General features: G+C 59.4%; 20 protein-coding genes. 5 read left to right on the plus strand and 15 right to left on the minus strand.

Going from position 1 to position 23,486, the window contains the following annotated elements:
- Positions 1-240: 240 nt before the first annotated feature.
- The 3 genes from BLU71_RS10600 to BLU71_RS10610 are packed head-to-tail and all read right to left on the minus strand — an operon-like array spanning position 241 to position 2,128.
- Positions 241-1,053, minus strand: a complete 813-nt coding sequence (locus BLU71_RS10600; RefSeq protein ID WP_064361916.1) for a DUF3618 domain-containing protein — start codon at positions 1,051-1,053, stop codon at positions 241-243.
- Entirely contained in the window at positions 1,050-1,478 is a 429-nt protein-coding gene (locus BLU71_RS10605; RefSeq protein ID WP_042609651.1) for a phage holin family protein, read from the minus strand. The genes BLU71_RS10600 and BLU71_RS10605 overlap by 4 nt, the downstream gene beginning before the upstream one ends.
- Positions 1,478-2,128, minus strand: coding sequence for a hypothetical protein (locus BLU71_RS10610; protein WP_083353030.1), 651 nt, complete (start codon positions 2,126-2,128; stop codon positions 1,478-1,480). Before BLU71_RS10610 ends, BLU71_RS10605 begins: the two co-directional genes overlap by 1 nt.
- Positions 2,129-2,426: 298 nt before the next feature.
- Here BLU71_RS10610 and BLU71_RS10615 point away from each other — a divergent pair, with 298 nt between their 5' ends.
- Complete coding sequence (locus BLU71_RS10615) at positions 2,427-4,283, plus strand: ABC transporter ATP-binding protein (RefSeq protein WP_083353031.1); 1,857 nt, start codon at positions 2,427-2,429, stop codon at positions 4,281-4,283.
- Between the two features lie 39 nt (positions 4,284-4,322).
- Here BLU71_RS10615 and BLU71_RS10620 read toward each other — a convergent pair whose 3' ends face one another.
- The 5 genes from BLU71_RS10620 to BLU71_RS10640 form a co-directional block, all read right to left on the minus strand.
- Entirely contained in the window at positions 4,323-5,468 is a 1,146-nt protein-coding gene (locus BLU71_RS10620; RefSeq protein WP_083353032.1) for a sensor histidine kinase, read from the minus strand.
- Between the two features lie 170 nt (positions 5,469-5,638).
- Positions 5,639-5,989 (minus strand): antibiotic biosynthesis monooxygenase family protein, encoded by a 351-nt coding sequence (locus tag BLU71_RS10625; protein ID WP_083353033.1) that lies wholly within the window; start codon positions 5,987-5,989, stop codon positions 5,639-5,641.
- A 29-nt stretch (positions 5,990-6,018) separates the two neighbouring features.
- Positions 6,019-6,993, minus strand: coding sequence for a zinc-dependent alcohol dehydrogenase family protein (locus tag BLU71_RS10630; RefSeq protein ID WP_083353034.1), 975 nt, complete (start codon positions 6,991-6,993; stop codon positions 6,019-6,021).
- A gap of 63 nt (positions 6,994-7,056) precedes the next feature.
- Positions 7,057-7,359, minus strand: a complete 303-nt coding sequence (locus BLU71_RS10635; RefSeq protein WP_024012559.1) for an ArsR/SmtB family transcription factor — start codon at positions 7,357-7,359, stop codon at positions 7,057-7,059.
- Between the two features lie 134 nt (positions 7,360-7,493).
- Positions 7,494-8,087, minus strand: coding sequence for an NADPH-dependent F420 reductase (locus tag BLU71_RS10640; protein ID WP_083353035.1), 594 nt, complete (start codon positions 8,085-8,087; stop codon positions 7,494-7,496).
- A 106-nt stretch (positions 8,088-8,193) separates the two neighbouring features.
- On the opposite strand from BLU71_RS10640, the gene BLU71_RS10645 reads away from it, so the two are divergent.
- Both BLU71_RS10645 and BLU71_RS10650 read left to right on the plus strand, forming a co-directional pair.
- Entirely contained in the window at positions 8,194-9,120 is a 927-nt protein-coding gene (locus tag BLU71_RS10645; RefSeq protein WP_064361922.1) for a LysR family transcriptional regulator, read from the plus strand.
- 168 nt (positions 9,121-9,288) lie between these two features.
- Positions 9,289-10,248, plus strand: coding sequence for an EamA family transporter (locus BLU71_RS10650; protein ID WP_083353036.1), 960 nt, complete (start codon positions 9,289-9,291; stop codon positions 10,246-10,248).
- A 111-nt stretch (positions 10,249-10,359) separates the two neighbouring features.
- On the opposite strand, the gene BLU71_RS10655 is transcribed toward BLU71_RS10650, so the two are convergent.
- The 5 genes from BLU71_RS10655 to BLU71_RS10675 form a co-directional block, all read right to left on the minus strand.
- Positions 10,360-11,016: a DUF2931 family protein gene (locus tag BLU71_RS10655; RefSeq protein WP_083353037.1), complete on the minus strand. Its 657-nt coding sequence runs from the start codon at positions 11,014-11,016 to the stop codon at positions 10,360-10,362.
- The gene (locus tag BLU71_RS10660) at positions 11,016-12,557 is read right to left on the minus strand and encodes a T6SS phospholipase effector Tle1-like catalytic domain-containing protein (protein ID WP_083353038.1); all 1,542 of its coding nucleotides are present in this window, start codon (positions 12,555-12,557) and stop codon (positions 11,016-11,018) included. Before BLU71_RS10660 ends, BLU71_RS10655 begins: the two co-directional genes overlap by 1 nt.
- Before the next feature lie 140 nt (positions 12,558-12,697).
- On the minus strand, positions 12,698-13,057 hold the full coding sequence (locus BLU71_RS10665; RefSeq protein ID WP_083353039.1) for a DUF6124 family protein: 360 nt from the start codon (positions 13,055-13,057) through the stop codon (positions 12,698-12,700).
- 478 nt (positions 13,058-13,535) lie between these two features.
- Complete coding sequence (locus BLU71_RS10670) at positions 13,536-14,096, minus strand: nucleotidyltransferase family protein (RefSeq protein WP_156889253.1); 561 nt, start codon at positions 14,094-14,096, stop codon at positions 13,536-13,538.
- 183 nt (positions 14,097-14,279) lie between these two features.
- Entirely contained in the window at positions 14,280-15,146 is an 867-nt protein-coding gene (locus BLU71_RS10675; protein WP_083353040.1) for a LysR family transcriptional regulator, read from the minus strand.
- Between the two features lie 154 nt (positions 15,147-15,300).
- On the opposite strand from BLU71_RS10675, the gene BLU71_RS10680 reads away from it, so the two are divergent.
- Positions 15,301-16,068: a sulfite exporter TauE/SafE family protein gene (locus tag BLU71_RS10680; RefSeq protein ID WP_042609637.1), complete on the plus strand. Its 768-nt coding sequence runs from the start codon at positions 15,301-15,303 to the stop codon at positions 16,066-16,068.
- Positions 16,069-16,080: 12 nt separating this feature from the next.
- Here BLU71_RS10680 and BLU71_RS10685 read toward each other — a convergent pair whose 3' ends face one another.
- Positions 16,081-17,025, minus strand: a complete 945-nt coding sequence (locus tag BLU71_RS10685; protein ID WP_083353041.1) for a GlxA family transcriptional regulator — start codon at positions 17,023-17,025, stop codon at positions 16,081-16,083.
- A 116-nt stretch (positions 17,026-17,141) separates the two neighbouring features.
- Between BLU71_RS10685 and BLU71_RS10690 the strand changes: the two genes are divergently transcribed.
- Entirely contained in the window at positions 17,142-17,906 is a 765-nt protein-coding gene (locus BLU71_RS10690) for an SDR family oxidoreductase (RefSeq protein ID WP_083353042.1), read from the plus strand.
- Positions 17,907-17,976: 70 nt separating this feature from the next.
- Here BLU71_RS10690 and BLU71_RS10695 read toward each other — a convergent pair whose 3' ends face one another.
- On the minus strand, positions 17,977-23,439 hold the full coding sequence (locus BLU71_RS10695) for a trifunctional serine/threonine-protein kinase/ATP-binding protein/sensor histidine kinase (RefSeq protein WP_083353043.1): 5,463 nt from the start codon (positions 23,437-23,439) through the stop codon (positions 17,977-17,979).
- Positions 23,440-23,486: the final 47 nt, after the last annotated feature.

Consider the following 23,486-nt stretch of genomic DNA (forward strand, 5'->3'; position numbering starts at 1 on the left):
TCGCCTGACACGCTGCTATCGCGAGCAGGCTCGCTCCTACAAGGATCGGGGCAGATCGACAATCTTTTTCGTCACTCATACCCCTGTAGGAGTGAGCCTGCTCGCGAAGAGGCCAGATCAGATACACCCATGTTGAATGACCCACCGCTTTCGCGAGCAAGCTCACCAATGCGCCGCACCAAATTACCGCCACCCAACAAAAAGGGAGGCCTTTTACAGGCCTCCCTTGGTCTTTCACCTTCAGGATGTACCCAGCCCCTGCGACAGATCCGAGGACGACGGCCGCGCCGGATCCGGTCTGGTTTCACCCTCGGTCTGCTCGGTGGTCCGGGTCACCGTGTCGCGCACCGCTTCATAACCTTCCTGCGCTTTCTGCTTGGCCTTGTCGACCATGCCGGCGCTGGTGCGGCCCATGTAGCGCTGCTCAGTGGAGGTGGTCGGTAACGCCGCGCCGAGCAACGCACCGAGCGCGACTCCAGCGGCAGCCACCATCAGCGGTTGCTCTTTGAGCAGGTGACTGAACTGTTGGCCGAGCACTTGCGAATTGCGCGACAAGCGGTCACTGGCGTCATGCATCGCATGGCTCAGATTTTCCTTGGCTGCACCGACATTTTCACCGAGGTGGCTGGCCTTGCCTTTCAGCGTCTGGTACCCGTCCTTCAGCGAGTCGGTGGTCGAGTGCAGATGCGCGCGCGCACTGTCGACGCCGTCGGCCAAACCATCGGCCCACTCGCCGGCCTTGTCCTGATCCGGTCCGCTGCGATAGGTCGGTTGCGGCACGGGCGGGCGATTCTGGCTGATCATCAGCCAGAGCAGGCCCACCGATGTCAGCACCGCCGGCACCGGGTTATTGCGCACGCTGGTGCCGAGGTTGGTGAAGAACGTCGAGCCATTGCTCTGCATCATCCCCCAGGCCTGATCAATCATCTGCCCGGGGGTGAATTTGCTCTCCAGTTGATCGACGATATTGCCGATGCTCGCGCGTTGCGCATCGATTTCGCGCTCGATCTGTTCCGGGCTTTTTTCCGCTTCGATATCCAGTTCGCTTTTCATGAGACTTTCCTCCGCAGCGCTTCCTGATCCTTGTTCAAGGCGTCGAGGGTGCGATCAGGTTTGAAGTGAGACGGCTCGAATTGCTTTTTCCCGGATTGCAGCATGGCGAAGCCGATGATCATTACCACCACGCCAACGATCAACGCGGCCAGCCACGGCGCCATGAACAGGCTCAAGCCATAGACCGCCGACATCAGCAGAATGATGAAGCCGGCGAGGAACACAATCGCACCGCCGGCCACCGCGCCGATGCCAGCCTTCAGCGTGCTGAGGCTGTTGTGCAATTCGGCTTTGGCCAGCGCCAGTTCCTTGGTGAACAACGCCGGTACTTCGCGGGACAGCTGCCGCAACAAGCCCACCACCGAAGCATCATCCGTTTGGCCGAGGGGCCTTGCCCCGCTCAGATCAGATTCATCTCTGTTCATCACAGTTCTCCTTTGGCTTCGGGTGCATGCGGTACGGAAGCCGCTGCGAAATCAGAGGGGTGATCATGCTCATTAGGTGAGGTGGGAGTGATGCCAGTGGCCAGTCCCGGATTGGTTTGGGACGAGGACGGCACTGACGATTCATAGGGTCGCTGCGCGCCGTAATCGCCTGGTGGTGGCGTCGAAGTCGTGCCTGCCGCTGGATCGTGTTCGGCGCTGACCGTTGCCGCCGCAGCCGTGCCTGCCTTGAGAAACCGCGACAGGCCGAAACCGATGGCAATGCTGCCGGCGATAAACAGGCCCGGATTGTTGCGCGCCAGATCCGCCGCATCGTGCAGCAACTGTTCGGCACTCTTGCCGCGCAGATTGTCCGCCAGCCCGGTCATGGATTCCGCCATGTCGTTGATGTAATCGGACATGCCTAACGTGTCTTTGTCCTGCAGTTCCGAAACGAAGCTTTTCGCGCCTTGCGCCAACGCTTCGATCTGCTCGGCCGCCGTGTCGCGATACTGACCGAATTGCGCATCGGCCTGTTCGCGCGCGCCGCCCAATGCTTCGCTGACGTTGTCTTTCAGATGATCGAAACCTTGCTCAGGCTTGCCGTTTGGATCACCTGATTCATACCCTGCCCTGCTGTCTGACGTATTCATGTCGCCCCTCGCCTTCTCACTGAAAACGCAAAAACGGGACTACACGGCAACAATGCCTCGAGCCCCCACATAGATGAGGACGGAGCGGCTTGCGCGAGAGTTCAAAGAGGTTGATGAGCGTGCAACGTATGGCCGGGATCACCGACGAAAGGTTGCGCCTTGAGAGATTGCCTTGAGCTTCTGCGCCTGTCTGCGGTCAAGACATGGCACGGGGGTTCATCCTGATCACGCCAGTGAAACCCGCAACGCCGCCGATAGATGGCAGAATCCCCCTACCCTGATCACTTCGGAGACCGCAATGCTTCGCCTGTTCGAACAAAGGCTCGACCCTTTCCCACCCGATGAGGCGCCGCCACCGCCAGTCGGCCTCATGCGATTCCTGTGGGCCTGCACCCGAGGCGCACGCGGTTACATCCTTGCCTTTGCGTTGCTCAGCGCCAGCGTGTCGATCTACGAGGCGTGGCTGTTTTCCTTCCTCGGGCAAGTGGTGGATCTGCTTTCGACCTGGCAATCCGGGGGCGCCGCCGGTGCCGAGGAAAGCCGCGTATTGTGGGGCATCGGCATTGTGCTGGTGGTCAGCATTGGCCTGGTGGCGCTGCGCACCATGGTCCAGCACCAGATCCTCGCGATCAATCTGCCGCTGCGCCTGCGCTGGGACTTCCATCGGCTGATGCTGCGGCAAAGCCTGTCGTTCTTCTCCGATGAATTCTCCGGCCGGGTCACCACCAAAGTCATGCAAACCGCGTTGTCGGTGCGTGAAGTGCTGTTCACCCTGATCGAAATCCTTCCCGGCATCGGCGTCTACTTCATCGCCATCATTGCGCTGGCCGGTGGCTTTGCGCTGAAGCTGATGCTGCCGTTTCTGGCGTGGATCGTTCTGTTCGGGCTGGCGATGGTGTATTTCGTCCCGCGTCTGGGCAAGGTCGGCCAGGAGCAGGCCGATGCACGCTCCTCGATGACCGGACGGATTGCCGACGCCTACACCAACATCACCACGGTCAAACTGTTCTCGCACTCCAAGCGTGAGGCGCATTTTGCTCGCGCGGCGATGGAAGATTTCAAGCTCACCGGCTTCCGCCAGATGCGTCTGGTCAGCCAGTTCGAAATCGTCAACCAGGCGCTGGTGGTCGCGCTGATTCTCGGTGCCGGTGGTTATGCGTTGTGGCTGTGGCATCAGGGCGAGGTCGGCACCGGTGCTGTTGCGGCGATCACTGCGATGGCGTTGCGCATCAATGGCATGTCGCACTGGATCATGTGGCAGATGACCTCCCTGTTCGAAAACATCGGCACCGTGCAGGACGGCATGGCCACCCTGACCAGCGGCCCGAAAGTCCAGGACGCGCCGGACGCCAAAGTGCTGGAGCCTGCCGGCGGCGAAGTGGTTTTCGACAATGTCAGCTTCAATTACAACGGCGAGCGCCAGGTGCTCGACGACCTGACGCTGCACATTCGCCCCGGCGAAAAAATCGGTCTGGTTGGCCGCTCCGGTGCGGGCAAGTCGACGCTGATCAACCTGCTGCTGCGTTTCTATGACGTCGATCGCGGCGAGATTCGCATCGATGGGCAGAACATCGCCAAGGTCACGCAGGACAGCCTGCGCAGTGTGATCGGCATGGTCACTCAGGATACGTCGCTGCTGCACCGCTCGATTCGCGACAACATCGCCTACGGTCGACCGGACGCCACCGACGCGGACATCCACCGCGCCGCGGTGAACGCCCAGGCCGATGGTTTCATCAGCCAGTTGAGCGACAAGCAGGGCCACAGCGGCTACGACACGCTGGTTGGCGAACGCGGCATCAAACTCTCCGGCGGCCAGCGCCAACGCATCGCCATCGCCCGGGTGATGCTGAAGAACGCGCCGATCCTGCTGCTCGACGAAGCCACCAGCGCGCTGGATTCCGAAGTCGAAGTGGCGATCCAGGAAAGCCTCGACGAAATGATGCAGGGCAAAACCGTGATCGCCATCGCCCACCGCTTGTCGACCATCGCGGCAATGGACCGCCTGATCGTCATGGACGAAGGCCGCATCATCGAACAAGGCACCCACGCGCAATTGCTTGAGAAGAACGGCACCTACGCGCGGCTGTGGCAGCACCAGAGCGGCGGGTTCCTCGATGAGGATCGCGGTTTGGTTGAGGTGATGGAGGAGTAATCAGGCTGGAGGGCCGGAGCCGGCCCTTCATCGATTCGCCTACAGGGTGAAGAGGCTGTCGGCATCCACCGGAAGCTTGACGCAAAATACGGTTCCGCCTGGCAGATCAGAGCTCACCTCAATGGAGCCGGCATGCGAGGCGACGATTTCCGAGGCGATAAACAGGCCGAGTCCAAGCCCAGCGACAGGTCCGTGATCAACTACGGAGCGCTGCGAGAACCGTCCCATTGGATTGAAAATGAACGGCAACACATCTTCAGGAATCGGCTCGCCGCCGTTGTGCACCGTGAACACCGCGCAGTCCTCGCGGGCCTGCAACTCGACCGAGACCGGAAACTGATTGTCGCCGTGGGTCACCGCATTGCTGATGATGTTGGAAAAGACCTGCTCCATCCTGGCGCCATCGAACGCTCCCATCACCGGTTCCTTCGCATCGAATAGAACGTTGGCCTGCGGATGAAAGGCGCGGATTTCCTCGACAACCCGCTCGCACAACGGATTGAGATCGATCTGGACTTTTTTCACCGGAATCCCCGGTCCGATCTGGCAGCGCGTCAGATCCAGCAGGTCGCCAACGATCTGAGTGGCCCGTTGCACGCTGGCATAAATCTGCCTGGCCAGTTTGCCGGTACGGGGGTCGACGTTTTCGGTACGCCGCAACATATCCGCGCCGAGCAGAATCGCCCCCAAGGGCGTGCGCAAGTCATGACCGAGAATCCCCAGAAACACGTTGCGCGAAGCCTCGACGGCGCGTGAATAGCTGGCAATCGACTCAGCCAGTGCCTGATCGATCGCTTCGTGGAAACGCGTCATGTCGTCGACATTCACCGATTTTCCATCCTTGACCTGACGCAGCCACTGGCTCAGTACACTGGTGCGCAGCGCGCGGTATTCCGAAACCATCTGGTCGATGGTGAAACCGGCCATCAGCCGCGTCACGGCGTGGGTTTCAGCAGCCGTTTCTTCATCATCGCGCGGCGCTTGGCCATGAGCCTTGGCCAGTTGCTCGCTAACCGTCTGCCGGGTGCGCAGATCGATAACGATGGCCCGCAACATCTGCTCGGCGTGATCACGCAGCGCAACGTTATCGAGCTCCGCACCGGGTGTCTCGATGGTGCGGGCGAAATCTTCCCAGGCCTGCAGGATCGGCTCTAGGTTTTCGAGAATGAAATCTGGCAGGCGCATGGCTGTAGTCCATAGAGGAAATCCATCTGCGCCGACAGGCGAGCCGGCGCAGACAGTGAAAGAACAAACTCAGGAGTACAGAAGGTACGGCTGACCTCTTGCAGCCTACCATCAATGCAGTGGTTCAACGCGGGAGGAAAATCGGCAACAGCCGCTTGTGACGAAAGCCATCAGAACACTTGACTACCTGTGCTTGCGCTGCTGCCCGGAACGCTCAAGTCGCCATCCGGAAAAGCACCACCCTCAATGTGGTAGACCTTCGGTTCTGCGGAAAAATAATCCTCCAGCCCCAGCATGAACCGCTGGTGGTCTTCACTCTCCTCAAACCCCGGAGAGTGATCCTCAAGCGAGCGCCAGCGCACGATCAAATTGAATTGCTCGGGCGTTTCGATACCTTGCGCCAGCAAGTGCCCGCCGTATCCCTTGGCACGGGTGAGCAACGGTTCGACTTCGGCAAATGCGCGTCGGAAGGCTTCAGTCTGTTGCGGGTGAACGGGCAGGACTGCGATTTCGTAAACCATGACGTTTCTCCAGAATGAGTTGAACGCGTTCAGACGATGAGCGAAGGCTCAACGGCGATGGCGATTTTTCCTATGAGTCCGTTGTTGGCACTCTCCAGTCTTGCGTGGGCGAGCGGGATGTCGGCAAGGGAATAGACCGCGCCAACATGCGGCCGCAACTGGCCGCGTTCGACCAGCGCGGTCAGTTCATCGAGCTTGCCGCGGTTCTGCCGGGTAAAGACGAAGTGATAGCTGGCGTTCTTGCCCCAGGCCTGGACGAGGTTTTGTGGCTGCGCGATGTCGACGATCGAGACAACGCGGCCAAGCTGGGCGAGCGCGTCGGCACTGCGAGACAGGGTATCGCCACCGATGGTGTCGAACACCACATCAACGCCATGCCCGGCGGTTTCGCGCATGATCGCTTCAACGTAATCCTCTTGGGTGTAATCGATCACCACGTCGGCGCCCAGGCTGCGGACGAAGTCGGCGTTGGCCTCGCGCACGGTGGTGAACACTCTGGCGCCCATGGCTTTGGCTACCTGAATCGCCACATGGCCGACCCCGCCGGCGCCGCCGTGGATCAGAATGCTTTCGCCTACTCGCAGCACAGCGCGCACGGTCAGCGCTTCCCACACCGTACCGCCGACCAGACTCAGACTCGCCGCCTCGAGGTGACTCAGCGAGGAAGGCTTTCGGGCGATGATGCTTTCGGCCGCCACGTGATACTCGGCATAACTGCCCTGCCCCTCGAATATCTGCGGGGTGTACCAGACTTCGTCGCCCGGCGCGAAGGCGCTGACGCCCGGCCCGACAGCTTCAACCACGCCCGATACGTCGTGACCGGTAATGGCTGGCAGCGGCACTAGATCGGGATAGTCACCGCGCCGAACCTGGTAATCCAGGGGATTGATGGAAGTGGCGTGCACCCGGACCAGCACTTGGCCCGCTTGCGGAACAGGTTTGGCAACATCGCTCAGTTCGAACGAATCAGGACCGCCGAAAGATTTCAGAATCATCGCTTTCATGGAAACACCTCGTATCGATAAAGAGGGATATCGAGATTTCTCGATATCCTGCGGTAAAAAAATTTACAGCTCTTTCCCTATGATCTCTGCAAGCGCGCTGATAGCAGCCTCATTGCGTTTGTAGTAGGTCCATTGACCGATGCGTCGCACTTCAACCAGCCCCACCCGCTGCAACGTGGCCAAATAACTCGACACCGTCGACTGCGACAAGCCGATACCTTCCTGGATGCTGCTGACGCAGACACCCTCGACGAGAACGTCACCCTCATCCTGCGGGGGGAAGTTCTTGACGGGATCCTTCAGGCCTTCAAGGATCTTGAGGCGCGTCGGGTTCGAGAGGGCTTTGAAGATTTCGATCAGTTCCATGCGCCGAGGATATCGAGATTCTTAGATATGTCAATGCGCGATATTGAGGCGATTCGCAGTCGGCGACGGGCGGCAGGACATCAGGATCTGCGACCCGTCCGTCCTGCTCACCTCGTGCTTCCCGGACTCATTCGTCAGCCATGTTTCACGAGATTCAATGCCGGCAACGGTCCGCCCGGGAATTGCGCAAGCACGCCCTGCTGCACACCGCCCAGATCGATGCCGTAAAAACCCAATCGGTCTATCAGCTCTGCAACCCTGGCTTTGCTGGCCGCATCCTCACCGGAATAAAACAGCACACGCTTGCCGCCCTCGGTGGTGGGATCGGTCAGCAGAGCCGCGAGCAAATGATTGAAGGCCTTGACCACGTGCGCGCCGGGCAGCATCTGCGCCAACAATTGTGAAGACGGCTGGCCGCCCATATCGACCGGTTTGAACAATGGCGCCTCAATCGGGTTGTTGGCGTCGATCACGATACGCCCCTCCCAAGGCCCGAGATCGCGCACGGCATCGGGAATTTTCGACCAGTTCACCGCCAGAAAGACGATGTCCGCCTGACTCGCCTGCTGAGCAGTCACGGCTTGCGCGAGTGGGCCCAATTCGCCGACCAGATCGGCAAGGCTCTGCGGCCCACGACCGTTGGCCAGGCTGACCGAAAGGCCAGCGTTGACGAGCAACCGAGCGATGGCGGTGCCGATGGAGCCTGTACCAATGATGCTGATGTTCATGTCTGTTTCCTCAAGTAGTTGATGAGGCCATGAGACGCTTTTTGATCTTCCACCAGTAGTTGAAGACCTATAGAATCACTTTCAATCATTCGTTGAAGGTGCGCAGATGGAGACGTTAGGCAATTTGCTGTCATTCGTGCGCAGCGCCGAGGCGGGCAGCTTCTCTGCCGCCGCGCGACGCCTGGGCCTTACGCCCGCGGCGGTCAGCCGCAATGTCGCGCAACTGGAGGCCAACCTCGGCGTGCGTTTGTTCCAGCGCAGCACACGCAAACTCACCCTCACCGAGGCTGGAGAGCGCTTTCTGGCCAACGTCGGTTCGGGACTGGAAACCGTTCAGGCGGCAATCGCCGATGTCGCGGGCAACGCTGGCGAGCCTTCAGGCGTTCTGCGTCTGAACGCAGCGCCAGGGTTCGCTAGGGATTTTCTGTTGCCGCTGATGCCCGAATTTCTTAAGCGATACCCCGCCGTCATCCCCGAATGGCACCTCGATAATCGCCAGGTCGATCTCATCGCGGATGGATTTGATGCGGCCATCGGCGGCGGCATCGAGCTGGCGCAGGGCGTGGTCGCCAGAGCCATCGCTCCGGCGCATCTGATTCTGGTGGCATCGAAGGAATATCTCTCGGGACACAAGCGCATCCGGCGCATTGAAGAGCTGTCGACGCTGGATCATCTGGCCATGCGCTCGGTACAGACCGGCAAGGTGCGCAGCTGGATGCTGCAAGGGCCCGATGGACAACGAGCACCGCTGGAGTTGGCGCCGCGCCTGTTGGTCAACGATCCGCAAGCGCTGTGTCAGTGCGCGCGGCTGGGATTGGGGGTTGCGCTGTTGGCGGTTCCGGATGTGCTGCCGTATCTGCAGGACGGCACGCTGGAGAGGGTATTGCCGGAGTGGTATGTCGATGCGGGGCAGATCTATTTGTATTTTTCCAGTCAGAAGCTGTTGCCGGCGAAAACCCGGGCTTTTGTGGATTTTCTGGTGGGTCAGGCTCGAGAGGATGGATGGGCGACTCGACTCGGCGCTCGGGCTTAGTAAACAAGTTATACGACCTCTTAAACTTAATCAGCATCATGCCTAAGCGCTTTATGAAGCCTTTCAAGCTTGCCGCTCCTGCTCGATTACGGTACAAATCGGGCAGTTGTACGACAACATAATAAAAACCTGAGCCACCCTGAGTGGCTATCATTTTTGAGATCTGCCATGTCCCGCCCTGAATTTGCCCCAACCGTACCGCCGCCCTTCCCTCGCTATCTCGCCGTGATCATTCTGTTGTGCATGGGTTGTGCGTTCGCCGGCAACCACGTCGCGGCGCGGGTGGCTTTTGATGACGGCGCGGGTGTGCTGCTGGCGATCCTGATGCGTTCTGGCGGGACCTTGCTGGTGCTGGCCATTCTGGTGCTGTGGCAACGGCAGAGTTTGCGTCTGCCAGCGGGCGCCTGGCGCTGGCAATTGTTGTTGGGCCTGCTGATTACGGCGCAGAGCCTGTGTCTGTACTCCGCTGTCGCACGGGTGCCGGTCGCTTTGGCGCTGCTGGTGGCCAACGTATTTCCGATCCTGCTCGCCTTGCTGACCTGGGCGTTGGGCGGGCCACGACCGAGCGCACGAACCGCCATGTTGATGGGGTTGATCCTTGTCGGGCTGGTGTTCGTGCTGGACGTCCCCGGACGTCTGTCAGACAGCGCCAGCGTCGGCCCGGAATGGCTAATGGGCGTCGCACTCGCCTTCTGCGCCGCCAGCGTATTCGCCTGCGCGCTGTGGATCACCGATCACAAACTGTCGCAAGTGCGCGGCTCGGTGCGCAGCCTGCTGACCATCTTCATCGTCTTCAGCAGCGTCAACCTGGCCGGACTGACCGGCGCACTCCCCGGCGGACTCAACCTCCCCGCCACCTCAACCGGCTGGCTAGCCCTCGCCACGCTGGTCGTGCTCTATGGCACCGGTTTTATCGTCCTGTTCATCTCCGTACCCCGACTGGACATGCCGCGCAACGCACCGGTGATGAATATTGAGCCGTTGGCGACATTGTTGATGGGCTGGATTGTGCTGGATCAGATGCTCAGCAGAGGGCAGATCCTAGGTGGCGTGATCGTGGTGAGCGGGATTGTTTTGCTGACGTATCGGAAAGCGGCGGTGAAGGTTGGGGCGAAAACTGAGGTGTGAGGGGTTATGGTGGCGGGACTCTTGTTTGGTGAGTCCTGCTATCGCGGCCAGCTCGATACCGGATCAGCAGAATCGCTCCTGTTAGGGTGGTTGCATTCCAAGGCACGGCACTTACCAACTACCGTACGGGATGCCGAACTTGTCGATATACCGCTTGGCCTTTTCACTCACCGGATAGGCATAGCGTCCTTGGTTCTTCCCTTCGCTAGGCCCCAGCGGTTCCAACTCAGCTTGGGCGCGAGCTACTTTGATCGGGCGTCGACACTGATCTCTGACCCACACCTGGACTATGCCACCTGGTGCGAGTCCCAAATAGACAGAAGCCATGAAGCGTGCTGTCTTGTCGGGAGTTTCCGGACAGCGCTGATGGGTTGACGTCACCATCACCTGTCTGGCTTCCTCAGGAATATTTACCCAAGCCCGGTAGGTTTTTTGCTCCGGTATAGACTGCCAGCGTACGAAAATTCGCTTGGGCAGATCTGCGCCAATAACCGGTTTCCCCGTACCTCCCACACCTACCCAACCGCGCGCGGATTCTTTGTCGTCATTTGGTTCAGCGCCGCTGGCGTTCCCTCCCCCGGCTCGCAGAAACGTTCGACCGTTGATGTCTTCCACTGAGCTGTCTTCGACCCAGACGTTCATGAAATTGGGCTTGATAAACGCCAGTTCCCACCAAGGATATTTGGGATCGTTTTCACCTGAAATGGAGCCTGTGGCGTGACAGCCGGTAAAGGCCAAAACGCCCAGTAGAGCCAAGAGTATTCTCATTACCAAAGCTTCCAGTCAGCTACATGAGGATGCTGCACGCGAATGCCATCTTCCGTTGGTGAATTGATATAAACGGCTTTCAGGCCGCTGCCGTCCCGCCTTCCTTGCGGGTGATTCCAGTTGGCAGATGTGTGGATGTATCTCAATTGCAGCAATTTCTCCTCTTCTGCTGCGGTGCTGAAATCACCTCCGAGGAACCTCTCACAAAGCGGTTGCAGCTCTTGGGGAACGTCATACTCGGGTCGTTCGGGAATATCGTTGAGAGGAACACCTTTTTCTTTAGCCAAGTGATACATGACTCTCAAATAAACCCTTGAGAGTTTGCCACTGACCGGGCGTTTGAGCTGAAGCCCGGCGTATACACGTTTATGTTTAGGCCCGAAACGATCTTGCGGATCGGGCGGCAAAGCAAGCGCGGGGGGCGTTACGATTTCCAACAGATCAGCAGGCCATCCTTTGGCGACCCACTGTTTTTTCACCATCGCGGCGTCCTGATAGATCGAAGTTGATTGAACGTCAGTGTTGCTCCATACATCAAGTCTCTGCATGGGGCTGACCAATACGCATTCCTCGACTTCGTCGAGATAGCTACCACCGATATCCGAATGCAAACCCGGAAAAACATATTCTGGATAGTCGGGATTGACATTGCTGAGGGCGAAATTGGCACGACATTCATCGCGCGCCACCACGTGGACGACATCTTTGAAGAAGCGAGGGTCGAGATACAGTTTAATGCCCGGAGCAATGGGGCTTTGCACCCTACCGAAATTAGTGAAACCGGCAATTGACGGCACGGTGTCGAATAGACCGATGAAGCCCATCCGGATACTGCTGCCGTATTGATCGAGAAAGGTGCGGCTGAAATTATGGGCGTAAGTGCTAAGCAGATCTCTTAACGGTCCCTGCTTGCCTCGTACAATTTCATTGCAGAAATGGCGTGCCGCCGCTGCACCTCGACTGAATCCAAAAGTGTCAAAAGTTAGCGAGGCAATTTCACTGTTCGGATTTTCTTGAAGGGCGTCCTCAACGACCTGTTTGATGAACGTAAACGAAGTCTGCACCCTACCGGCGACTCCTGTCTCTCCACGTCCCGTGCCTTGACCGACGATATTGTCTTTCTCGTTGGATTGAGTACCGATGCCTTCGACGTATAAGGGACGTGACACCTGTTTTATAGGCCCTTCTCCTTCAGCAATCGGAGCCTCGTAGTACAGATCGGCGAGTTTCTTGATATTCGTCGCGCCAGAGCCATAACTGCTATCCGGATCTCCCATATAGGGCTGACAACTGGGAGGAATATCCTCCGGCGCAATCGGATGCTGAGCACCACACAACAACCCCGCAGCAGAGTTATTGGCATTGTTGCCCGTGCCATCAAAGAACACCCCGATCCTCAACGCGATGCCAATCTTCTCTGGCTCGCGCGCAGGTTCTTTCCCATGTTTCTCATACTCGGCCCAGTGCTGGGCGTGTATGTCGACGGGTTTGGCTTGTTCGTAGCGGTAGTTTTTCGGCGGGTTTGGTACGTAGCCACTCAATCCTTGATTCCTTGTTCTGATCCTTGAAGAACGGCCCGAAGGGTGACAGTCGAGGCCGGGTGGTGCAAGCCGTGGCGGTGTGCCAGCCATGGCACGACCATGGGATGCGACGAGGCTTTGCTCTCGTCGCTTGGTTGGCGTCATTTGGCTATTTCGACTTTATCCAAAGCCTGGTTCACGGCGATTTCGCCGAGCATGACGACCTGGGCGATGCCCAGCAGGGTTTTGCGGCGCGGGTTGTCGAGCAGCGCGGCGAAGTCGTAGAGCATGGTAGTGGCCGAGCCGAGGGATTCGCTGGCGTTGGCCAACAGGGATTCGGTGTCGTATTTCGGATTGGCGAGGAACATCTGTGCCGGGATGTTGGTGCTGGCCAGTATGTCCGCCGGACCGAGGTAGTGATCGAGGGCGCGTTCGGCGGCTTCGTGGAGCTTTTTCGATGCGCTGGATTCGTAGGGCGATGCGGGGTCGGTGGTTGGGGGATTGGGTGTGACTTTGAACATGGTGGAACTCCTAGTTAGGAAAAGGAGCCTTCACATTCGCTACCAAACGAAGGTGGCGGCCATACGCGGGTTGGTAGACCGGTAACTAGGAACCGGCACACCCGAAGGTGTCCTGCGCATGGCCACCATTGAGCAGAGACCTGAAGCAGGCCTGCGAACGGTGCGCGATGCGACTAGTTATGGCGGGCTACCAAACCCGATCGCTGTTTTTCAGCGACCGACAGACGATAGAACCCGCGACCTAGACGCACAAGCCGGCGGATTCTGGCGTAGTCGTAGGGAATGGCGCAAGGCGTTGTAGCCGTTTGCTTGTGTCTTGAATAACTGTTTAAACGGGCTGGGTGCTTTCTGTTTATGTGGTGGTGAATGGGCTGGGGTCATCGCGAGCAGGCTCACTCCTACAAGGATTGGGGGCTAGTCCAAGATCACTGGTGTTTGGGCCACCCAAGTCGCCTGGCAGCTCGCTGCCCTTGGGATATCAACCCTGCGTAACAAGCGTCAACCGCGGCCAAATCTCGAGCCATCTCTTCGACTGAACGCGTTCCACAAACACCGCGTATCTATCACTCTCAAATCGGGCGGTTGGTCGCACTTTCAGCGCAAACAAATCCTCCAGTCCCAATGGCGCCGAAACCTCTATAGCACCCTGCTGATCAAGCCTGACCCCAACCGCCGTAGCTGTCTCGGGCCAACGGGTCATGGCGTCGGCAGAAGATTGATAAGGCGCATCGGCGTTTCGCTGGTGCATGCGAGCCTGGTTCTTCACCGACCAGTTCAAGCCACTGCACCGTGTTACAAGCTCGGCCTCCAAGGCGAAGTCCGTTTGCGCACTGTGCCGTGTTTTGTCGAACCAGATGACATCAATGTCCCCGGGCAATCGCGAGGGTTCGCGCTGGTGCAGATGATCCCAGACCAGGCTGCGCACAAAACCGGCGGCAACCCAGCTGTCCGGCAAGTTCAGATCCCTGACTGTGCGCAGGATGTGCATCCGGAGGGGATCTCGAGTAATAAGATCCCGCAGTTGCGCTTCAAGATTCAATTTGTTCAATCCATTGCCTTTGATTGCAAGAGCCTATCAGGCGTCTCGGTAAGAGCTCACCGACGCCGGCGTTGCCCTGCTTCCTCACTCCGTCGCCCACAATTCGCTATCCGGACAAGTCCCTTGTGCTGAATGACTCGCGCAGGCGAGCTTTGCAGGAAAGTGCCAACTGCCGCTCACCGCTCAAACCTTGAACTCTTCCTTGAGCAAATCGGCAAACTTGTCTTTTGCACGATGAGATTCAACGTGCTTGTTCCAGATAAAATAATTTTGCACGGGCGTTAGATCTTTGAAAAAGAATCCTTGAATACCGCCGATTTGCTGGAACTGTTCAAATATCCCTTTCGGCACCAACGATACCCCCGCGCCCGCACTGACGCACCCAAGGATGGTGCCATAACTGGCTATGCTTGTTATCGGGCTGAATAGGTTGTGTCGCTCCAGCCAGGCAACCAACGCCCTCCTGTAGGGGCATCCTTCAGGCCACATGAATAAATCCACGTCATGCAAAGCTTCTGGATGGTTTAGCGGCCCTGCGGACGGCGAAGCAATCAGGACCAGATCCTCCTCATAGATCTCGATACTCTCAATATCCGAGTGTTCCGGCCTCACGGCAATGATTGCCCCATCCAGTTTATGACTGACTACCTCAGCGGATAATTGCGACCAGTCGCCAGTGCTGAATTGCATCTGCACTGCTGGGTAAAGTTGATGATACCTGGACAACAGCTTGGGTAATCTGCCCGTAGCAGACGATTCTATGGCACCAATCCTGAGATCTCCCGACGGCGCTGACGACGGATCAAGCGCTCGGTGCGACTCCTCGCACAAAGACAGGATTTTGTTGGTATAGCCGAGAAAAATCCGACCGGAGGGGCTGATGATCAATCCCCTGCCTTTCCTTATAAAAAGATCAACCCCGAGTTCTCGCTCCAATAGTCTGATTCGATTGGTGATATTGGACGGCACACAGTGCAGCTCTTCAGAAGCACGAATAATACTGCCTCGATCAGCGACCTTTTTGAACATGACGAGCTGCGACAATTCCATCCCAATACTCATTGAAAGTGAACAATCGAATCAATGTAAATCAGTTGTTGTATGCCCTCAATGAGGTTTATTTTCCTGACTGGTCGTCGCCTGCGCCCTATGAGCAACCATGCCTTCACCCCCAAAAAATCGAAGTTCTACGAGGATTCAATGCATGGATGTTGAACACGCTGTTCTTGCACTGGGTTTCTTCGCGTTTTGTGGTGGCCTGATAGACGCTGCGGTCGGGGGCGGAGGCCTGGTACAGGTGCCCGCACTTCTACATGCTCTACCCCAGTACAGCCTTGCCACCATTTTCGGCACCAATAAACTGGCTGTTCTGGCGGGCAATATTTCATCAATATCGGGTTACCTGAAGCGCATAAAAATCCGCTGGAATTTAATGCTTCCGACCATGCTCGCCGCTTTTTTATTTTCTTTTCTCGGAGCTCTCTCAGTATCCCTTGTCCCTAAAAGACTGATGGAGATCGTTGTCTTTTTCATATTGATAGTCATGGCTATCTACACGTTTATGGAAAAAAAACTTGGTTTGGCAGGCAAAGACCGCCACTTCGGAAAGAAAGACATTTGCCTTGGAGTTTTCTTTGGCAGCCTGATCGGTTTCTACGATGGTGTCTTCGGCCCGGGCAGTGGCAGCCTGCTGCTGTTTATCTTCGTCAAGGTCTTTGGCTTTGATTTCCTCAATGCATCAGCCTCTGCAAAACTGGTCAATCTGGGGACGTTCAGCGCTGCGCTCATATTTTTTATCCCCTCCGGTAATGTCTTGTGGGCGATTGGCGGCATAGTTGCTTTATGCAATATGGCCGGCGCACTGACCGGTGTCTTCTTGGCATTACGTTATGGAAGCAGTTTCATCAGAGTTTTTTTCCTGATACTGCTCGTATTCCTGATAGGCAGGATGGGGCTCAATATTTTTTCGTAGACACTGGTCACGTCATACCATCCGCCGCGAATCCCGCCGTACCGCCTGCGGCGGCACGCCAAAGCCGCGCATGAACACCTCGCGCATGTGCCGACGGTCACGAAACCCGGTTTCCCTGGCGACCACATCCAGACTGTGACTGCTTTGCTCGATCAGCAACCGCGCCGCTTCCAGCCTTAGGCTCTCAATCGCCTTGGCTGGTGACTGACCGGTTTCGGCGGTGAAAACCCGGGTGAATTGCCGCGGACTCAGGTGCACCACTTCGGCCAGTTCTTCGACGCTCAGCGGGCGATTGAGGTGCTTGCGCGCGTAATCCAGCGCACTCTGAATGCGATCGGATTTGGGTGACAGCGACAGCAGTTCCGAATGCTGCGACTGGCCTCCAGACCTACGCTGATGCATCACCAGTCGATGGGCGACCGAGCGGGCGATTTCGCTGCCCAGATCCTTCTCGACCATACCCAGCGCCATGTCGACACCAGCGGTCATGCCCGCCGATGTCCACACCGGGCCGTCGATGATGAAGATGCGGTCGTCCTCGACATTCACCGACGGATGCATCCTGCGCAGCGCCGGGGCGAACGCCCAGTGCGTGGTCACGTGGCGGTTATCCAGCACTCCGGCCTGCGCCAGTACGAACGAGCCGGTGCAGATGCCGGCCACGCGGCGTGCGCCGTCGGCGAGCCCGCGCACGCTGTGCAGCACGTCGGCATCCGGCGGCGTCAGCGGTGTCAGCGTGCCAGCCACCAGCCAACTGTCGGCCAGCCCCGCCTGCGTCAGTGGCAACGTATCGACGTGCAAGCCCAGCGACGAGCTGACAATCCCGCCGGTCTGGGAAAAGTTCTGCACCTTGTACACGGCTTTGCCGGTGACGATGTTCGCGAACTCGAACACCGACTGGGTCGCCAGCGCCATGACCTGAAAACCGTCCGTGAGCAGATAGCCGACTCGATGCATGGTCGCGCTCCGTTTGTTGAATGTCCTGAAACACTACCACATACGTCATTCAGGTCGGAGCAGGTTTTCTCCATCATGGTTCACATACCAATCAATCCACTTGCGGGACGCAGCTCATGAAACTTGAAGCCAACACGATCTTCATCACCGGCGGCACTTCCGGCATCGGCCGCGCATTGGCCGAGGCCCTGCATCAGCGCGGCAACAAGGTCATCATCGCTGGTCGTCGCCAGGCCCTGCTGGCAGAGATTGCCCAAGCGAATCGGGGCATCGACACCGTGCAGCTGGACATCAACGATGCGCAGCAGATCAAGGAAGTCGCCGCCGAAGTCATCCGCCGCCATCCGTCGTTGAACGTGATCATCAACAACGCCGGGATCATGCCCTTCGACAACGCGGGTTCCGGCGACTACGACGATGCGCAGGCCGTCGGTCTGTTGCAGACCAACCTGCTCGGCCCAGTGCGCATCAGCGCGGCGTTCGTCGAACACCTCAAGCGTCAGCCCGAGGCCTACATCATCAACAACAGCTCGGTGCTGGCCTACCTGCCGCTGGCGACCACGGCGCTGTATTCGGCGACCAAAGCGGCTATCCATTCCTACTCGCTGTCGCAGCGTTTCATGCTGCGCGACACCAGCGTCAAGGTCCTGGAAATCGCGCCACCTTGGGTTGATACCGACCTGATTCACAAGAGCGGCGACGAGCGCGCCATGCCGCTGGGCGAGTTTATCGAGGAAACCCTGCTCAAGCTGGAAACCGCCACCACCGAAGTGCTGGTTGACCGAGTCTTGCCGCTGCGAGCCAACCAGGGCGCGAACGAGCACGGGCTGATCGAGCAGTTCAACCTGTCGCTGTTGGAAAATCCTATTCCGGTGGCCTGAACTCACCGACAGAAACACCCGGGCTCAATGCCCGGGCTCAATGCCCGGGTAGCCTGGCTGTTGATCATGTTCATTCACAACGCGGCAAGCCAAACACCACCCGCGCCCCGCTCGGCTCATTGCGCTCGGCCCACAACCGTCCGCCATGACTTTCAATGATCGTGCGGCAGATCGACAGGCCCATGCCCAGCCCGGTGGATTTGGTGGTGAAGAACGCCGTGAACACTTGCTCCGCCCGCTCGCAGGCGAAGCCTGGACCTGAATCGCTCACGCTGATTTGTACGTTATCGCCCAGCGCTTCACTGCGAATCAGCAGACGTCGCTGCCCCTCTGCCATGATCGTCATGGCTTCGAGGCTGTTGATGATCAGGTTGAGCAACACCTGTTGCAGTTCGACCCTGTCCGCCACTACTAAAGGCAAATCTGCCGCCAGCTCAACGCTGACCTCAGCGCCGTGCTTGAGCGCTTCGCCACGGCTGAAACCGACCATTTCCTCAACCAGCACATTGAGGCTGACAGGCTGGCGCTGCGGTGGGGTTTTGTGAATCAGCGCGCGGATGCGTCCGAGAACGTCTGCCGCCCGGTTGCCATCGACAATGATATGCCGCAGGCCCTGCTCCACCTCGTCGAGGTTCGGCGGCTGCGCACCGAGCCAGCGTAGCGCGGCGTTGGCATTGGTGACCGTGGCGGCGATCGGTTGATTGACTTCGTGAGCGATCGACGCCGCCAACTGGCCCATGGTTGCCACGCGATTGGCGTGGGCCAGTTCCGTTTGCACCTGGCGATAACGGCGCTCGCCTTCGCGCACTTGCTCTTCGGCGAGCTTGCGTTCGCTGATATCCAGCACGAAGGCCAGGCCCTGCTGCTGACTGGCTTCGAATGCAGCCAGACCGACGATCACCGGCAGCCGACTGCCGTCCTTGCGGATGTATTCCTTTTCGAATGGCTGCGCGCGGCCGGTGCGGATGGCGGTTGCCAGTGCGGCGTCGCTGTTGGCGCGCATCGACGACGGGGTCATGTCGCGCCAGTGTACGAGGCCCGATAGCAGCTCATCACGGGCGTAACCGACCATGCGCAGGAACGCGTCGTTGGCCTCGATGATTTTCCCCTCCGCGCTCCACACGATGATGCCGATAATGTTCGCATCGACCAGCCGACGGATCTTCGCTTCGCGCTCGGCGAGGTCGCGGTACAGGCGCGCGTTGTCCAGCGAGATCGCTGCCTGCGACGCCACCAGCCGCAGCACGGCCAGACGCGCGGGGCTGAACACCCCGGCGGACAGGTTGTTTTCCAGATACAACGCCCCGACCACCCGCGCCTGGTTCATCAGCGCCAGGCACAGGATCGAGCGCGCGCCACGCTGCTGGATGTACGGATCAGCGACGAACAGCGGATCGGCCGCGGCGTCGTCCAAACACAGGTGGACGCCGGTGCGCAGCGTCTGATACAGCACCGACTCGGCCAGCGCCACCGCGTGCAACGGCTCGTTGCACAGCTGCGTGGCATCGTCGCCAATGCGGGTTTGCGCGGCGATATACGGTGTGTCGGCATTGAGCAGGATGAGCAGGCCCTGTTCGGCTCCGGCCTGTTCGATCGCGGTGCGCATGACCGTTTCAATCAAGCGGTCGAGGACGATTTCGCCGGAGACTGCTTGAGAGACCTTGAGCACCGTCGTCAGATCCAGGTGTTCAACCGCCGTAACGAGGGTGGCGGTCGGCTCTGGCTGCGCGACTTCGGAGCGCAGAAAACGATGTTTGCGATCCAGCTCCCGCACCTTGCCATCGGCGCCCCAACGCACATAGGCATAACGCGCGTCACGCAGATAAACACGGGCGATCTTGGCAAGACCGCGAGCACGATAGAACTGCGCGGCCAGTTCGTTGGCCAGCGCCTCTATATGGACCAAATCGTTGTCCTGGGCCAATTGAATGGCCTGTTCGTACAGCGATTCGGCCTCAAGTAACTGGCCAGTGACGCGCGCCATTTCCGCCGTGACCAGCGCCACCTGACTGGCGAAGGTTTCCGCACACAAGCGCGCCCACGTCTGCAATTGCGCGTGGTGTTGGCCCAGGCGCTGCAACGCATCGACATCGGTTTCGCCGTGAGCGGCCAAGGTCAACGCCGCATAAAAATGGTATTCGGCCTCCTCGAAAAATGCCGAAATCACCCACAACAATCCCTGAACTTGGGTCGCGCATTCAGCGGCGCCCGCGTAATCCCCCGCCAGATAGCGCGCCTGCAACTTGCGCACCCAATACTTGCCGCGTGCCAGCGCCAGGTCCGGCGAGCTGGTCAAATGCGCCTCGACAGCTGTCTCGTCGAATCCGTCGTCGTTGAGACAGCCAAACTGCGGCGTCTGTCCACGCAGCATGCGGATCAGCGCCAACTGGCAGCGCATGAAATCGGCCACCAGACCGAAACCGACCTTCTCTGCATAGCCCAGGCCTGATTCGGTTTGCGCCTGCACCTCTGCCAACGGCTCGCCGATAAATAGCAGATCGGAAATCAGGCTGTTACCGGCAAACGCCGCATACGGCAGATCCCCGGTGCGATGGGCCGCGTTGAGCGCCCGACGCAGCAGTTCGCGGCACTCGCGTACGGGCCGCATCCAGCGCACCACGAAGATCGAAAAGCACAGATAGGTGCTCGCCTCGTAACGCGTGAGGCCGCGTCGATCAACCAGATCGCAGCCCAGGCGGCCAAACCGATAACCGGCGGCATAGTCGCCAAAACGTGGGCCCGACACGCGTCCGAAGTTGGCGTAGAGCAAGCAGGAAGCGTCGCAGTTGCCATATTGCAGGCTCAGGCTGATCGCTTTGCAGATGGTCAGGCTGGCGAGGTTCAAGTTCGATTGCACAGCCGGCGCGAAGAGTTTGCCCAGCGCATCGAGGGTCACCCGTGCGGCGGGGTCTTCCATTGGCGGCAAGTCGATCATCTGCTCAATGGTGCGCCCGCGCAGGTTGGTCCAGACCTGCTGATATTCGTCGCGCACCTGGGCATCGTTCGGATGCGCTGGCCAATCGATGCCGACCCGACGCAGATAGGCCAGACATACTGCCACCGCACGGTCACTGCGATCGAGCAGCAGATAGACATCCATTTGCAGGCACGCCACCGCCGCGCGCTCGACGGTGGTCACGGCGCGCTCGGCCAATGCGGCCAGGCGCGTGTCGGCCTGCGCCAGTTGGCCAGTGAGAAACTCGCATTCGGCGCGGTTCAGCTCCAGCGCAAAACCCAGTTCATGCCGACTGTCATAGCCCTGCTCGCCCAACAACTCCGCCCCGGCCCCCAGGTAGGTCAGCGCCGAGGTGTAGGCGGTCGAGGCCTTGGCGCGCTGACCAGCGAGCAGGTTGAATTCGGCAAGTTGCTCACGTTCGGCGCGCAAGCTGATCAGGTGCGCGCCGCGATTGAGCTGGCCGACAATTTCGAAGATCGCTTCCTCGCGCCGCTCACCCTGGGTTTGCAGCGCGAGCAGCCGGCCGATGCGCAGATGCATTTGCGCCCGTTCGGTCTCAGCGATCAGCGAATACGCCGCTTCATGGATGCGGTCATGCACAAACCGGTAGGCACCGTCCTGACGCTCGACCAGCTCCAACCGCACTGCCGGCCATACCGCCGCGTGGACGTGAGGCACCGGCACACCGAGGACAGTCGCCAGCGTGTCGAAACGTGCAACGTTACCCAAACAGGCGAGTTGTTGCAGCGCCTGGCGCGTTTGCAGCGGCAGCCGCGCCAGTTTGCCAACCATCAAATCGACGACATTGTCGGTATAGCCCTTGCCGTTGATCAGGTGCACATCCCAGCGCCAGCGATTGCGCGCCGGCTCGTAGGTCAGCAGCTTTTCCTCGGCCAGGGCGTGGAGAAACTGGATGACGAAAAACGGATTGCCGGCAGTCTTTTCCAGCACCAGCCGCGCCAGCGCGACGATGCTCGCCGGCGGGCAGCGCAGTGACTCGCTGATCAGTTGTTCGATGTGCGCGCCGGCCAGGGGTGCGAGGCGAATCTCGTCAATCCGTACGCCAGCGCTACACAGCGTGTTGAGGGTACGGCTGAGTGGATGATCGCGATCCACCTCGTTGTCGCGATAGGCGCCTACCAGCAGCAGATGAGGAATCTCGGCACGGCTGAGCAAATCTTCAAGCAGATCCAGGGTGGCCGCGTCGAGCCACTGCAGGTCGTCGAGGAACAATGCCAGCGGGTGCTCGGCCTGGGCGAACACACCAATGAATCGCTGCAAGACCAGCAGGAAGCGCTGCTGCGCCTGCTGCGGTTCCAGCTCTGGCACGGCTGGCGGCTCGCCGATGATCAGCTTCAGTTCGGGGATCAGGTCGGTGATCAGCCGCGCATTCGGTTCCAGCGCCCGCAGTAGCGCTTCGCGCCATTGCGCCAGCACTTCGGCACGCTTGCCCAAAAGCGTGCGCACCAGCCCCTGAAAGGCCTGGACCAGCGTCGAATAAGGCACGTCGCGCTGGTACTGGTCGAACTTGCCGGCGGCGAACAAGCCACGGGTCGGCACCAGCACTTTGTGCAGTTCACTGACCACCGACGATTTGCCGATGCCGGAGTACCCTGAAACCAGCACCAGCGCCGGAGCGCCTGTTTGCACCACGCCGGTGAAGGCATCGATCAACGTTTGCACTTCGTGTTCACGGCCGTAGAGTTTTTCCGGGATCAGCAAGCGCTCGAAGGCGCCCTGCTCGTTCACCGTAAACGTCTCGATCAGCCCTGCCCGGCGCCAGTCGTCGAGGCACCGGCGCAAGTCATGCTCGACGCCGGCCGCCGTCTGATAGCGGTCCTCGGCGGTCTTGGCCAGCAACTTCATGACCACTCGCGACAGCATCGGCGGCACCGTCGCCACCCGTTCACACGCCGACATCGGCAGCCGGGCGATGTGGCAATGCACCCATTCCATCGGGTCATTGGCACTGAACGGCAGCGAGCCGGTGAGCATTTGGTATAGGGTCACGCCAAAGGCATACAGGTCGCTGCGCGAATCGATCGAACGATTCATCCGCCCGGTCTGCTCCGGCGCCATGTAGGCCAGCGTGCCGGCGATGGTTTCCGGCGGCGTGGGCGCCTGCCGTTCGCGGGGCACGCGCGAGGTCAGGCCGAAGCCGGTCAACCGCGCGGCGCCATCTCGGCAAAGGACTAAGATGTGCTGCGGTTTCAGGTCTTTGTGCACCAGACCACGCTGATGCAGATGGCCCAGCGCTTTGGCAATGTTCACGGCCATTTCCAGGCAGGTTTCGATAGCCAGTGGTGCGACCAGCAATCGCGACAACGGCTCGCCGCCCGGATCATCGAACAGCAGACGAACCCGCGTGCCCGCGCGCTCGAAAGCAGTCGGCCGCAATGCCCAGGCAGGATCGAGGTCTTCCCTGAGGCTGTATTCGTGCGCGAGCCGCTCCAGGGTCGCCGGCGAAGGCTGACCCAGCGCCGGACGCATCGCCAGTACGCTGCCCTCTCCCGACCCGCGCTCGCGGCAAAACACCCGCTCGCCGTCGTCCCACAAAATCTGTTTTTTGCTGGCCATCTGCGTCGACACTGCTCAAGGTTTTTTCTGCCGCACGGTGGCAAGAC

The organism is Pseudomonas moraviensis, assembly GCF_900105805.1.
Classification (GTDB): domain Bacteria; phylum Pseudomonadota; class Gammaproteobacteria; order Pseudomonadales; family Pseudomonadaceae; genus Aquipseudomonas; species Aquipseudomonas moraviensis_A.